Source organism: Zemynaea arenosa (assembly GCF_004614185.1).
Taxonomy (GTDB): Bacteria; Pseudomonadota; Gammaproteobacteria; order Burkholderiales; family Burkholderiaceae_D; genus Telluria; species Telluria arenosa.
The window spans coordinates 1-14,038 of the sequence record NZ_SPVF01000159.1 but is presented as its reverse complement, the minus strand read 5'-3'; the positions used below and the strand labels follow the sequence as shown (position 1 = coordinate 14,038).

Genomic DNA, 14,038 nt, shown 5'->3' with positions numbered 1-14,038 from the left:
GTCCGGCCCCGCGGCCCCGTCCCGCGCCGCCACCGCCCGCCGCGGCACCGGTCGCCGACCAAGGCACGATGACCGCATCCACCGCGGCCGAGAGCGAAGATACCGGCACCGGCGACGAGCCGACCGAAGACGCCGCAGCGGCCAAGGCCCAGCAAGCTGGCGCGCCCGAAACGCCAGCCCCGGTAGAATCGCCGCAGGACCCGGCCGCACGAGCCGCAAGCACACCCGAAGCGCAGCCTGCGCCGGCACTGGAGCCCGAAAAGCCGCGCCACTACAAAGTGAGTCTGCCGCCATCCGCCGAACTGGCGATGACGGTGGCCCGCCGCGAAGCCGATGGCACCGAACGTAATGGGTCCGGAGCGCAGACCTGGCAGACGGACGGCCATGGCTACAAGGTGTCGGTGGAAGTCGGCATCTCGCTGCTGGTGACGCGACTGAACCTGCTGGTGACGAATTCGGAAGGCAGCGTGGACGACTTCGGGCTCGCGCCGGTGACGTACACCGAAAAGCGCGTGAACCGCGCGATGACGGCGACGCACTTCCGGCGGGCGGATGGCAAGATCAGTTTTTCGACCAACGAAGGCAGCTTCGACCTGCTGCCCGGTGCCCAGGACTTTGCCTCGCTGCCGTTCCAGCTGGCAGCGATCGGCCGCGGCGACCCGGCGCAGCTGACCGGGACCATCGATATCCAGGTCGCGGACAGCCGCGATGCGAGCGTGTACCGATTTGAAGTCGTGGGGCAGGAGCCGCTGGAGACGCCGCTCGGCACCTTGAAGACCGTGCACCTGTCGCGGCCCCCGCGCCCCGGCAGTTACAGTTCGAAACTTGATGTGTGGCTGGCCCCGGACCGCGGCTGGTACCCTGTCCAGGTGCGCAACACGGAAGGGTCGGGCGCGGTGACCACGCAGTCGGTGAGCCGCATCGACGCCAAGGAATGAAGAAATTGAATCAATCGAAGGAACCGTCGCAATGAGCAGGCAGTGGACGACAGCGGCCCTCGCGGCCCTGGTAGCAATGGCAGTGACGATGCCGGCGGTGGCCGCGCCGGCGGGGGAGCACCCGTCCGTCAAGCGGCCTTTCAACCTGCCGCCATCGATGGACCTGAGCTACCACATCGACGCCAAGCAGCGCGGATTCGGGCTATCCGGGGACGCGGTGGTGAGCTGGCGCCTGAAGGGTGACTCGTACACGCTGACCGAGAGCACGCGCGCGAGCATCCTCGGCAAGATCCTGGAGCACAAGAGCGAAGGGACGATCGATTCCTACGGCATCGCACCGCATACATTCTTCGAGAAGCGGTTCCGCAAGGCTCCGGCCACCACCACCTTCAACCGCGAGAGCAAGACCATAACCTTCACCGAAGGCGATGAGCGCTACCCGATCAAGGGCGGAGAGCAGGACCGCTCGACGGCGTCCTGGCAATTGCTGGCGGTGGCGCGAGCCGCTCCCGAAAAATTCACCCCGGGCTCCGAATGGACCTTCTTCGTGGCCGGGCGCCACGATGCCGAGCAGTGGATTTTCAAGGTGATCAACCAGGAATCCGTGAAGACCGCGACCGGTGACGTCCTCGCCGTCCACCTGGCCAAGGCCCCGCCGCCCGACTCCAAGGACCAGACGGTCGACCTCTGGCTCGCCCCCTCCCTCGACTGGGCCCCCGTCCGCGTCCGCTTCACCGACGCCAATGGCGACTTCGTCGACCAGGTCCTCACCAAGCTCACCAAAAAATAAAGAAATACCTGCCGCGATTATCCGCATTTCTCCCCCAGAAACACTCCCCCTCACACCGGGGACGTACCCCGCTCCCCAGCAGGGGACGTACCCCGCCTTAGAGGGGTAGGAATCGTCCGCTTTGTTACAAGTTCGGCTGAGGCGACATAATCAAAAGCGCAGTTCAATCAATGGGTTATGGACGGACCGATAATCTTGGTAATAGCCAGAGTTTGGGGACGTACCCCGCTCTGGAAGAGGGGTACGTCCCCGGTGTTGCCCGGTGTTGTAAGTTGGCGGATTGTTAATGCAAGGAAACGTTTCGGGGGCGGGGTGAGCTGTTATACTGTCGCCCCGCGTGCCTCATCGCCGCGTGTACAGATTGGCAACCGGACTCCATGATCGACAATTTGGCATCGGCGCTCGCGGCGGATCTTCCGCCGCAACCGGAAGACCCCGATTCGCTGCAGGCGCATTTCCAGCCCGGCGTCTCGCCCGACGAGATCGAACAGGTCTTCCACCTCAAGCGCGCCCAGCCCACCCTGCAAGCCTTCACGGCGCTGTTCCACGGCGGCGGCGACGCCGTCACCGTGCGCCTGCTGGTGCTGCGCGAACTGGCCTCGGACACCTCCGTCTCCGGCTACTCGCGCGCCGACATCAACCAGCGCCTGGCCTACCTGCAGCCGGAAAGCCTGGAGACCGTGATCGGCCGCCTGCGCGCCCACGGCCTGCTGGCCTGGGATGCCCAGGCGGGCCTCTACCGCGTCACCCCCCTGGCCCGCAACGTCCTGTCCTCGCTCGAATCGCTGCTGGCACTGACGGCCGAAACCCAGGACGACGCTGAAATGGGCTACCTGCTCTCGCAAGTCGCGGGCGCCCAGGCCGTCGGCGGCGTGACGGTAGACCAGCTCAAGCACCTGCTCGGCCGCCTGGTCGACCTGACCGAGGAATTCCGCGACGCGATCGCCTCAGGCTCCGAGTTCCGCCTGCGCACCTCGCAGGCCAAGTGGCACATGGCCTGCGACTGGGTCGAGAAGGGCTCCGAGATCCTGCGCGCCATCACCTCCGACGAACGGGCCGACTCGGCAACCCACCGCGCCGCCCAGGCCATCGGCCGCGCGCAGTCCGCGCTGCTCAACATGCAGGGCATGTTCTCGCGCGCCCTGAACCAGATCGAGCGCCAGCGCGTGCACCTCGGCCAGTCGGGCCTGTCGACCACCGACATCAAGCGCTGGCTGCTGGAGCATCAGGACCTGTGCTCGCTGGCCGAAGGGGCCATCGACCGCCCCGTGGTCCCGCTGTTCGTCACGCCCGCCGAGATGATCGACGTGGCCGAGACCGAGCTGCTGGCCGAGCGCGCAAACACCGCCCTGAACGGCGGCCTGCCGCAGGGCACCGACGCGCCGCTCACCATGAGCGAACTGAATCCCACCCAGGTGGAACTGGACCGCTGGCTGGAGCGCCTGTCGGACTTCGCCAACATCGGTGTGTTCCCGGACGTGGCCGAAGGCGCACCGCGCTCCGTGCCGATCCAGGACTCGCTGCTGCCCGCCAGCTTCGCCGTCGCCTCCTACCGCGCGTCGATGCTGCCGCTGCTGGGCGACGCGGCCGAAGCCAGCCTGCAGGGCGCCACCGCTGAACTGGCGCGCCTGCCGATCAGCTTCACGACGCAGGACGACATGGTGCCGCTGGACGACCCGCACGTCGCCGCCATGAGCCGCGCGACCCTCTCTTTGAATTCAACGAATACCGAAGGCACGCAAGCCGATGCTGAATGACGACGCTCAGATCCTAATTGCGCGACTGCTGACGCACCAGACCCTGCGCCGCGACGATAAACTCGTCAAGCGCGCCCTCTCCGACGAGCAGTTCCGCCAGGAGGTGGACAAGCGCCTGCTGGACGCGGGCCTCAAGCTGCTCGACAACGTCTACGCCGACCATGTGACCCTGGCCCTGCACCGCAACGTGGAGCCGCGCATCTTCGGCGCCAAAGACGTCTGGCAGAACAATAATTTCGGCCTCACGCGCGACGGCGTGGCGCTGCTGGTGGTGCTGTGGGCGCAGATCATCCTGCCCAAGCGCGAACGCCAGGAGACCCACCAGCACAAGGAAGACGACCAGACCGATTTCTTCGGCAAGGACAAGCCGCTGCCGCGCGCCGAGGACACCTCGATCGGCATCTCCTACACCGCGCTGCTGGCCGACTTCGGCGACAAGCTTGGCAAGAAGACCCGCATGGACATGAACCTCGGCGTGCTGTCGAAGCTCGGCTTCATCGAGCGCCGCGGAGACCTGATCCTGGAGGGCCCGCTGCTGGACCTGATGATGGACACCGACCTGCTGAAGGAGCGCATCATCAACGGCGCGCTGGCGGACGTCTTCAAGACCTCGAACCTGCAGGTGGTGGTGCCCAAGCCGCAAGCCGTGGCCCCGGCCAACGACCCGGAGGCCGAACCGCAGCCCGATGCTTCCACCGGAGCGGAGAATACCTAAATGTTTCATATCAAATCGCTCGAACTGGTGCACTGGGACTACTGGCAGCGCATCAAGAACATCCCGCTGGACGCGAAAATCATCACCATCGCGGGCCAGAACGGCTCCGGCAAGACCACGCTGCTCGACGCGCTACGTACCCTGTTCGGCCTCGATTGTTCGATGGGACGTACCTACAAGCACTACGCGCGCCACTCCGGCCAGCAGACCGCGTGGATCCGCGCAGTGGTCGACAACAAGGCCATGGGCCAGCAGCTGTCCAATCGCCCGTTCCGCGGCTCGGGCTTCTTCAGCGACGACGACGTCACACTGTTCTGTCAGATCCAGAAGAACGGCGGCGACTGGAAGCGCCAGTACCTGATGCGCCCGGGCTGCGTGGAGATCGAAGAGGTCACCGAGGCCACCGACTTCCTCGGCGTGGAAAACTACCGCAAGCGCCTGGCGATGGCCGGCCTGTCCCCGGCGATGGCGAAAGTGCTGGCGCTGGAGCAGGGCGAGACGGACAAGCTGTGCGAGTACGCGCCGCGCCAGTTGCTGGACCTGGTGTTCCAGGTCTTCGGCGACAAGGAAGTGCTGGATGCGTACGACGAAGCGAAGCGCCACCAGCGCGACACCGAGACGGAGCTCAAGCGCTTCGAGGCGGAGCTGGAGGCGTCGCGCACCAACCTGGAAGGCCTGCGACTGCGCGTGGCCAACTACCACCAGTGGGAAGACCTGCACAAGGAGCGCCGCAACCTCATTGAAGAGGTGATGCCGACGCTCGAATACCACGAGGCGCGCGAGAAAGCCGGGAACATTTCGCGCCAGCTGCGCGAGGCGCGCAAGCCGTTGGCGCAGGCCGACCAGCAGCTCGCCGAAAAGCGCGCGGCCGTCGCGGCGCACGCGAAAGGCGTCACCGAAGCGCAGCAGCAGGAGACCTTGCTGGAGCAGGAAGCGACCGCGCTGGCCTCGCGTCTCGCCTCGCTGAACGGCAAACTGAAGCCGCTGGAGTCGCTGCTCGAACAGAAGGAACGTCTGCAAAAGCTGGCCGCCGACTCGGGCGCGGACATCGCGAGCGTCACTAAACAGCTCGATGAAAAATCGGCGGAGCTGGCGAAACAGCGCAGCGCGCGCGACTCGATCGCCGCGAAGATCGGTGAAGCCAAGGCCACCATCTCGGCCCTGCAGGGCAAGACGGCGATGCCGGAACCGGAGCCAGTGCGCGCCATGCGCCGGGCCCTGAACGATGCGGGCATTCCGCACGCCATGCTGTCGGACATCGTCGAGGTGACCGATGCGAAGTGGCAGGGCGCGGTCGAGGGTGTCCTCGGCGGCTACGCGTCGGTGGTGCTGCTGGAGCGCGAGAAGGACGCAGCTGCCGCCTACAAACTGGCGGAGCGCGAGCGCTATCGCCACTTCATCGTGCCCGAATGCGTGAAGGCGCCCAATGCCAAGGATGACAGCCTGCTGTCGGTGGTGAAGTTCTCGGCCGCTGCTCCGTCCTGGCTGATCGATCAGCTGGCCCGCATCACGCGCGTGGACTCGGTGGACGAGGGCTTCAAGACCCACGCCGAAGAGTGGATCACGCCGGACGCCTACCACCGTGAGCGCCGCGGTGGCCGTTCGCTGTTCGTCGAGGCGGCACGCTACCGCTTCGGCCAGGCTGGCCGTACGCAGCGCCAGGAAGCGATCACGAAAACGCTGCCGGCGCTGGAGGCGGAAGAGGACAAACTGACCCTCGCCATCTCCAAGCTGGCCTCCGAAGTGAGCGCCCTGCGCGCCCGCATCGCCGGCGTGGACGCGGCCAAGGAACTGATGGCGCGCGAGGACGAATTCGAAGAAGCCGTGCGCAGCCTGGAACCGCTCAAGAAGGAGCGCCTGGAAGTCGGCGCGCGCCTGGGCGAGCTGCAGGGCCTGACCAAGGCCGCAACCGTCACGCGTACACGTGCCGAGACCACCTGGCAGAACTCGCGCATGGCGCTGTCGGAGGCCGAAGCGGGCCTGCGCCTGAACCACAAGCGCCAGATCGAGCAGCGGACCGACCATGCCAAGGTGCTGGCAGAGCTGCGCAAGTCCTGGCGCCACCTGCCGGTCAGCTGGAAGCGCAAGGCGCGCCGCCAGGGGCTCGTGTCGGAACACGTGAACACGCACCAGGTGCAATTGCGCCTGCAGTCGCTGGAGCACTCGCTGGCGCGCGACGACTGGGAGCTCGATGCCACCGTCATCGACCAGTACCACCGCCTCAACGACCAGCTGGCGAACCGCCAGACCGAGACCGACGAGCGGCGCTACCAGAACAACCGCGCGATCGAGGCGACCGCGAATGCGCGCGGCGCCTACATCGAGCGCCTGCGCTACACCATCAAGACCTACGCGGCCAACATCAAGGAGCTGGGCCAGCTGGCGGGCATCGACGTGCAGACCGACCCGGTCAAGCTGGAGAACGACGACGTGCTGCTGTCACAGGCTGGCCTGCACGTGCGTTTCAAGTTCGACGGCAAGGACCAGATCGGGATGAACGACGGCGAGGCCTCCGGCGGCCAGCAGGTGATGAAGTCCTTGGTGCTGCTGATTGGCTTGCTGAAGTCCGAGGATGGTTCCGGCGGCTTCGTGTTCATCGACGAACCGTTCGCGCACCTGGACATCCGCAACATCCAGCTGGTGGGCGAGTTCCTGAAAAACACCGACGCGCAGTACCTCATGACGACGCCGCTCACGCACAACACCGACGTGTACGACCCGTCCGAGCTGACGCTCATCACCAGCAAGAAGAAGAAGGATACGCCGTGGGCGCAGCCGATCTTCGTGCTGCAGCGGCGCCAAGAGCAGGCGAAGGCCGCCTGAGGCCTGCGCCGCTTTCAGGAAGACAGTCAGTCTGTCTGGCGGTTCAGTAACCGCCAGCGCAGCAGCCCTGCCGAGATGGTGCCGAAGTAGCCCGCGACGAAGGCGATCGCCGCCACCGTCAGTGGCGCGTGCATGAAGGGCTCCTGCACGCGCATCGGAATCCCCTGATTGATGTACAGGTCCACGCCCACATACAGGATGCGCGCCGCGAACAGCATCGCCACCGCGATGCCCAGCGGCGCGTAGGGCTGGAAGAAGTAGCCTTCGTCATTGGCGAACAGGCGGGTGCGCTTGAACGCGAACAGGCCCCAGCCGATGCCGAACAGCGCGCCCAGCGCCAGGTAGCCCAGCAGCGTGGTGCTGCCCATAACCTCCGCCACCGACACCGCCAGCGCCGCGCCGCACACCAGCACCCCCAGCCAGTGCCGCGACGGCACCGACACCTGCCGCCCCATCACGCCCTTCACGCGCGAATAGATCCGCCACACCAGCAGTGGCACCAGCACCACCAGCGCCAGGGTCGAAAGGCTGAACGCGCCCATTACGCGCTCCTCGGTTGAGCGGCTGCGGGGCGGGCGAGATGCATGGGGCGGGTCATTGATCTTGGCTCGGTTCGATATAAGCGGCCATTGTAAACCAGCGCCGGGGAAGCGCACGGCCGCGCTCAGGGCAGCGCGGCCGCGCCGGCGTGGGCGACTTCGGCGTCCTGCTCGGAACGCATGCCGGAGACGCCGACGGCGCCGATCACGTGCTGGCCGCGCAGCAGGGGGACGCCGCCTTCGAGCGGCGTGATGCCAGGCGTGGCGAGGACGCGCAGGCCCTGGCCGCCCGCGGTCACCGCGTCTTCCAGCATCTTGCTCGGGCGTTTGAAGTTGTTGGCGGTTTCCGCTTTCGCGATGGCGACGGCCACGGAACCGATTTGCGTGTGGTCGACGCGGTGCAGGGCGACTAGCGTGCCGCCGCTGTCCACCACCGCGACGGCGACCTGCCAGCCACGCGCCTGGGCTGCCTGTTCCGCGGCTTCCAGTACAATTTTCGCTTCCGCCAGTGTGATGGGCGGGCCGTAGCGCAGGTCGAAGGGAGAGACGTCGAAGCTGTCCATTGCGGGCTCCTGGTGAAGTGAAAGGAGCCGCAGCTTAGTTGGCAGCCGCGCTGCGCGGAAGCGGGAAAAGCCGGGCGTAGGACCGGACAAATCGAGACCAGGCCGAATCATGAGAATCCGCCAGCTGCAGACTTTTTGCGATCTCGCCGAGACGCTCAACTACACGCGCACGGCCGAGCGCTTGCACTATGCGCAGTCCAGCGTGATGGAGCAGGTGCAGGCGCTGGAGGATCACTTTGGCGTGCCGCTCGTCGAGCGCGTGGGGAGGCAGTTGCGGCTCACGGCGGCGGGGGAGCACGTGCGGGTGGAGGCCGGGCGCATCGTGCGGCTGGCGCAGGAGATGCGGGAGCGGGTGCGTGCGCAGGATGGCGGCGCGGCGCTGTCCGTGCTGGCGCCGGAGACCTTTTGCGTGCGGCGCCTGCCGGCGGTGCTGCAAGCTTGGCGCGCGGCGTGGCCGGAGGTGCAGGTGACGGCGGGACCGGTGCCGCGATCCGTGCTGGCTAGCGCGGTGGAGGAGGGCAAGGCGGATATCGCGGTGATGCTCGGCGTGCCCGGCGGCGCATCCTATGGAGCGGCTGCCGCCCAGGGTGCGCCGGCGGGGGCGGACCGCGGCGGCGCACGTGCCTCTGCGGGCGTGAGCACGATCTTTCTGGCATCCGAAGAACTGCTGCTGGTGGCGCGGGCGGGGCATCCGCTGGAGCGCGCGGCGGAAGGCATGCAGCGGGACGAGTTGCTGCGGGCGCTGGCGGACTATCCGCTGTATGCGAGCGAGCAGGGATGCGCGTACCGCGCTGCGAGCGATGCGGTGCTGCAGCCGCTCGGCCATGAACCCACGCTGGTGTGCGGCAGTGTGGCCGCAGTGGTGGAATCGGTGGCTGCGACCGATGGCGTCGCGCTGCTGCCGCGGATGGCGGTGGAAGGAGACCTGGGCCGGCGCTTGTGCGTGATCGGCGCCGGGGCGGCGCGGCAGAGCGGGCCTGCTGCCGCTGCGGCGGGCGCTGGCCGCGGGGGTGATGCGAGCGGCGACTGTGGGACTGAGGGGAGCGTCGAGCGCGCGGCTGCCGCCAGCGAAGGCATGCACTGGCCGCGCGTGCCGATCGTGATGCGCTGGCGCGCGGATGACGCGCGGCCGCATGTGGCGGCGTTTGCGGCCGCCGCCTGCGCGCTTACTTGATGCCGTGCGCGCGGCGGTAGCGCAGCAGCCCGGCCGAATACATCATGTAGTAGCCGCCCATGATCCCCAGCACGATCATCGTGGCCGGTCCGAACGCGGCGTGATGGTCCTGCGGCGCGTGCGCGGTGAACATGTCGATCATCCGCATGGCCACGCGCCCCACCACCAGCAGCGACACGAAGATGCCGATGTGCGCATTCGGCGTGTAGAACAAATGCTCGCCCACCTGCTCGAAGCGCGTGCGCTGCAAACCCGCGACGCCCAGTCCGACGCCTGCGGCGAGACCTGCCACCAGCACGCCGATCACCCACCCCGGCTGCCCGACCGCCAGCGCGCCCAACCCCATCCCGACCAGGATCGGTGGGAAGATCAGCAGCGACGCCCAATGGCGGCGCGGGCCCGATTGCTGCCGCGTGGTCAGCCGCTTGACGCGGGCATACACCCGCCACAGGATCAACGGCACGAGGGCGTAAGGCAGCAGGGCGGCAGGCGTCATGAAGGGTCCGTAGGTCCGAAAAGCGCCCATTGTCGCATGTTACTGGCGGTCAAAGGTGTGTCCACCGCCCCTTCGCCAGTGGTATTGTATTTATCGATAACCGAGCCAGGAGGTAACCACATGCACCCGTACCCAATCGAGGCGCACCGCGCGCCCGATCTGCCCGTCCCGGTCGATGAGCCGATGCCGGAACCTGCTCATCCACACCATCCGCCGGTGCCGAATCCGGAAGGCGACCCACCCGTGCCCGACCATAACCCGACGATCGAACCGGCCCTCAAGCACTAGGCAGAAACTAGTCGAAGGCCCACGAATACAGCACGTCGAGCGCCGTATTGGCCCCGGTCTGGAATTGCAGCGTGATGCGCGGATTGAGCTTGTAGCGCAGCTTCACCAGGCTGGTGGCCGTCCCCGCGCCCTGCTCGAACGACAGGTAGGCGCGCTGCGAAATGCGCTTGCCCACCGTGACCACGGTGCTTTCCAGCCCCTTGGCCTGCGACAGCCCCAGTTCATCCACCCCCAGCGAATTGGCAAGGCGCGACTTGATGCCGCCGCCGGTCCCGCCAAACAGCGCGCCCGCCGCGGCGCTCAGCACACCGGCCTCCTGTCCCGCCATGGTGTCCATGCCGTGGCCCAGCACCAGCCACGCCAGCTTGTCGCTGTCTGACACATTCGGCGTCGACACCAGCTTGGCCGCAGGCGCCAGCGCGGTGCCGCGCACTTCCACGCCCGCTTCCACGTTGGTCTCGGAGAGCTGTTCGCCCTCCGGCCGCTTGCGCACGGCGAGGATGTTGAGGCTCGGGTTGTCGTAGGCACCGGTGAAGTTGATGATCCCGCGCTCGATGGTCAGGTGCTGGCCGTAGGCGTCATAGGTCCCGTTCACCACGCGGATGCTGCCGTTCACGCGCGGCGGCCGCCGGTCCACGATACGGATGTGCGCCGAGCCGGCCAGGTTCGCATCGAGCCCCATTGCCCGCAGGCGGAAGTCGTCGCCGAGATCTGCCTCGATGTCCATGTTGAGCGGCATGGAGGTGGCCTGCTTGGCCGGTTTGCCAACGCCCGCCTTGCCCAGCACGATGATGTCGTCGCTGAGCGTGGGCCGGCCCTGCGGCGCGAACTCGATCACGGCGCGGTCGGCGCGGAATTTGCCGTTCAGCTGGAAATGCTTGGCATCGCGCACCAGCGTGCTTTCGCCGGTGACGACCACAGTGCGGTCGGGCCGCGACATCAGTTCCAGTTTGTTGGCCGTGAGCTTGAGCTGCATGGTGGCCTCGCCTCCAGAGAAGCGGATGTTCCCGTCGGCCTGCGCATTGCCCTGCGGGCCATTGAAGGTCAGGCGCTGCAGCACCAGCTGGTCGCCGGTGAGGTTCGCGCGCAGTACGCCGCCACTGAGCTTGACGCCCTGTTCGGCCCAGCGCACAGCCAGCGCGTCGCCGGTGACGCTGCCGTTCAGCGTGGGCGCGCCGATGGTGCCGCTGCCCGTGAGGGCTAACTTGAGTGCACCGTCCAGGTCCAGGCCGGGCTGGCCCGCCAGAGGTGCCAGCCAGGCGATGGACGCCATGTCCGCGCTGGCCGTCATGCGCAGCGGGCTGTCGTTGGCGAGGCGGCCATTGAGCAGCTGCGCGGTCGCGTCCAGGTGCGTGATGCCCGCGCGCGTGCCTTCGATGCGGGCCTGGGTGCGCAGGGCGCCATTGGCGACGTCCGCGCGCAGGTCCAGCGTGCCAAGGCCAAGCTGCACTGGCACGTCCTGCCCCGCAACGAGGTCGCCCTTTTCGCGGTAGACGTGGGCCGTGCCCGCGAGTACGGGCGCGCCACCGGTGGCCGCCGCGGTCTGCAGGTCAAGCGACCATTCGGCGCCCAGCGTCAGGTCACCGGACAGATTCTCGCGTACCGCATCCGAGAACTGGGCGAGATAGTTGATTGGTACCCCGGTCGCGCCGCCGGCACTGCGCCAGCGCGGGCCGTTCTTTTCCACCGAGCGGATGTTGATGGTCCCGGTGGGCAGGCGCACCACGGCATTGGTGAGCGCAAGCTGCTGCGGCTTGGCGAGCCCCAGCACGCCCGCACCTTCGGCCACGCCGATGCGCAACGGGACCGGCGTCTGCACGGTGAAGGCATAGCGGCCGCGGTTCTGCAGCGCGGTGATATTGCCCGCCCATGCGTTACTGGACCAGCCGCCCGCCACCTCGGCCAGCGCGTCGAAATCGCTGCCGCGCGCGGCCAGGCGCAGCGTGTGGCTGCCGCGCGTGCCGCTGGTTTGCAGGCGCGCGCTGTCGATGGTGGTGGCGCCGCTGGTGTAACCCGCGAGCTGAATGTCACTGACCAGGGGATCGGCCGCGCCGTGCCCGGAGCCCAGGCTCGCGGTGCCGTGCAGGGACTTCAGCTGCTGCGTGTAGATGCGGATGTTGGCACCATCGGCAGCGGCGGTGAGGGAGGGCGCCTGCACGCTGCCGGAGAGCGTGCCGTTGGCGCGCAAGGCCCCCGCGAAGTCCGGACCCAGCGCGGCGAGCTGCGTCAGGTCCAGCTTCCAGTTCAAGCGGTCGCCCGCGCCGCCGAAGCTGCCTTGCGCGGCGATCACGTTCGGGCCCACGTGCAGGTCCACGTCGGCATTCGACACGTGCGTGCGGTTGGCGGCGAATTTCGCGTGGCCCCACATGGGAGAGCCGGACAGCTGCGAATCCTGCAAGGCGACGTTGGCATTGGCCTGCCAGTCGGCGCCCGCACGCGCGGTGGCGTCGAAGCTGCCGTTGATACGGCCCGCCAGCGGCGAGCCGAAAGAGGCCGGGTTCAGGCGCTGCACGGTGCCGTTAGCCTTGATGGCGGCCACCTTGGTGGTCTCGCCCTGCAGCCAGGCCTCACCGCTCGCGTGGATGACGGCATCGTTGTTCTTGCGTGCGGACGGCACCCAGCCCAGGCCCGACGCATCGGCCGTGACGGTGGTGCGCGGCGCGGCGAAGGTGCCGGTGGCGGTGCCGCTGGCGACCAGCGCACCATACAAGTCGGCGCGCAGGGCTGTCAGCTGGCGCGCGTCCAGCCGCCACGCCAGCTTTTCACCCGGCAGGCCGAAGGCGCCGTTGATCTGCGCGGTGTTCTGCCCCAGCGCGAGCGAGGCATCAACGCCGCTGACGTGGCGCGTGTCCGCCGCCAGCTTGCCGCGCCCACTGAGGCTTTGGCCGAACAGGCGGCTGGGGCGGATGGTGAAGTCGGCGGTGGTGCGGAAGGTGGGCGCGATGGCGCCGCGCGCGTTCACCACCGCATTGAGATCCGCAGCAGGGAAGTCGCCAAAAGCGGACGGCGTGAAGTGCGTGGCCTGCGCGGTGAGCTGGAAGTCCTTGTCGCCCGCCAGGTCAGCCTCCCCGGTCAGCGCGATGCTGCCGGGGCCCGCGGACAAGTTGGCGGACGCGATGCGCAGCACCCCCGCCGCGAGCGAGGCGTCGGCGGTCAAGCGCATCTTCGCATCGCGCAGGTCGGCCTTCAGCTGTTGGCCTTTCGCGGTGCCGGTGGCGCTGACGGTGCCTGCGATCTTGGTCGTGTGCAGCGAGGAGTAGATCTCCTTCAGGTTGATCCCGCCCGTCTGCACCGTGAAGGCGGCGGTGCCGAAGCCCGCGTCGCCCGGCTGGCGCTGGACGCTGCCGCTGCCGGTGAGCCGGCCTGCCGCGCCCAGGTCCACCAGCATATCGGTGAGCCGCAATGAGGTCAGGCTGCCGGAAATCTGACCCGTGACTGCGCGCAACGGCAACCGTTGCTGGTCCACCGGGCCCGCGACGCCTTCGTTCTGGAGCGCGAGGCTGCCGCTGACGTTGCGGGCCTTGTCGATAGTGGCGCGCAGATTGACCTGCACGTTTGCACGCGGCAGGTTCGGGCGGAAGAAGCCGGGGTCGATGCCGCGCGCCGTCAGCGTGGCCGAGCGCAGGGGAATCGTTTCGTACGGTGCCAGCACCAGCTGCGCGTCGCCGGATGCAGGACCGGCCTGCCCATGCACGCTGAGGTTTGTCTGCGCCAGATCGCCGCCCGCCTTGACGGAGAGCGTGGCGGGAGCCTGCCCGGCCGGCGGCGCGGACTGCGTCACCGATGCAGTGCCCGCCAGCTTGTATGGCCGCGTGGCCGCCAGCGAGCCCTCGGCCCGCACCGCACCCCAGGGCGTAAGCGCGGCCGCGTTATCCAGCACCCACTGCTGCTTGTCGCCGTGGAGCTTGAGGCGGATGTTGGAGATCACCGTGGCTGCGGTGGCGGCCGGGCTGCT

11 protein-coding genes are annotated in these 14,038 nt (G+C 67.9%); 7 read left to right on the top strand and 4 right to left on the bottom strand.

Features of this window, described 5'->3' with window-relative positions; all coding sequences use genetic code 11:
* The 5 genes from E4L96_RS12870 to E4L96_RS12850 all read left to right on the top strand — a co-directional run.
* A partial coding sequence (locus E4L96_RS12870) for a DUF3108 domain-containing protein (RefSeq protein ID WP_135207628.1) occupies positions 1–938 on the top strand: 938 nt, incomplete at its 5' end.
* Between the two features lie 31 nt (positions 939–969).
* Complete coding sequence (locus E4L96_RS12865; RefSeq protein WP_135207627.1) at positions 970–1,728, top strand: DUF3108 domain-containing protein; 759 nt, start codon at positions 970–972, stop codon at positions 1,726–1,728.
* Between the two features lie 377 nt (positions 1,729–2,105).
* Positions 2,106–3,485 carry a hypothetical protein gene (locus E4L96_RS12860; protein WP_135207626.1) on the top strand — a complete coding sequence of 460 codons (1,380 nt, stop codon included), beginning with the start codon at positions 2,106–2,108 and terminating at the stop codon, positions 3,483–3,485.
* Complete coding sequence (locus E4L96_RS12855; protein ID WP_135207630.1) at positions 3,478–4,200, top strand: hypothetical protein; 723 nt, start codon at positions 3,478–3,480, stop codon at positions 4,198–4,200. The genes E4L96_RS12860 and E4L96_RS12855 overlap by 8 nt, the downstream gene beginning before the upstream one ends.
* Positions 4,201–7,023, top strand: a complete 2,823-nt coding sequence (locus E4L96_RS12850) for an ATP-binding protein (protein ID WP_135207625.1) — start codon at positions 4,201–4,203, stop codon at positions 7,021–7,023. It begins immediately after the preceding gene.
* 26 nt (positions 7,024–7,049) lie between these two features.
* On the opposite strand, the gene E4L96_RS12845 is transcribed toward E4L96_RS12850, so the two are convergent.
* The gene (locus tag E4L96_RS12845; RefSeq protein WP_135207624.1) at positions 7,050–7,565 is read right to left on the bottom strand and encodes a hypothetical protein; all 516 of its coding nucleotides are present in this window, start codon (positions 7,563–7,565) and stop codon (positions 7,050–7,052) included.
* 122 nt (positions 7,566–7,687) lie between these two features.
* Complete coding sequence (locus tag E4L96_RS12840; protein WP_135207623.1) at positions 7,688–8,125, bottom strand: GlcG/HbpS family heme-binding protein; 438 nt, start codon at positions 8,123–8,125, stop codon at positions 7,688–7,690.
* A gap of 109 nt (positions 8,126–8,234) precedes the next feature.
* Here E4L96_RS12840 and E4L96_RS12835 point away from each other — a divergent pair, with 109 nt between their 5' ends.
* Positions 8,235–9,299 carry a LysR family transcriptional regulator gene (locus E4L96_RS12835; protein WP_135207622.1) on the top strand — a complete coding sequence of 355 codons (1,065 nt, stop codon included), beginning with the start codon at positions 8,235–8,237 and terminating at the stop codon, positions 9,297–9,299.
* Here the strand turns inward: E4L96_RS12835 and E4L96_RS12830 are convergent.
* Complete coding sequence (locus tag E4L96_RS12830) at positions 9,292–9,795, bottom strand: CcdC protein domain-containing protein (protein WP_135207621.1); 504 nt, start codon at positions 9,793–9,795, stop codon at positions 9,292–9,294. The genes E4L96_RS12835 and E4L96_RS12830 overlap by 8 nt on opposite strands.
* Before the next feature lie 120 nt (positions 9,796–9,915).
* Between E4L96_RS12830 and E4L96_RS23700 the strand changes: the two genes are divergently transcribed.
* On the top strand, positions 9,916–10,083 hold the full coding sequence (locus tag E4L96_RS23700) for a hypothetical protein (RefSeq protein WP_167758682.1): 168 nt from the start codon (positions 9,916–9,918) through the stop codon (positions 10,081–10,083).
* 7 nt (positions 10,084–10,090) lie between these two features.
* Here the strand turns inward: E4L96_RS23700 and E4L96_RS12825 are convergent.
* Positions 10,091–14,038: translocation/assembly module TamB domain-containing protein (locus E4L96_RS12825; protein WP_229414447.1), on the bottom strand; the 3,948-nt coding region annotated here is incomplete at its 5' end.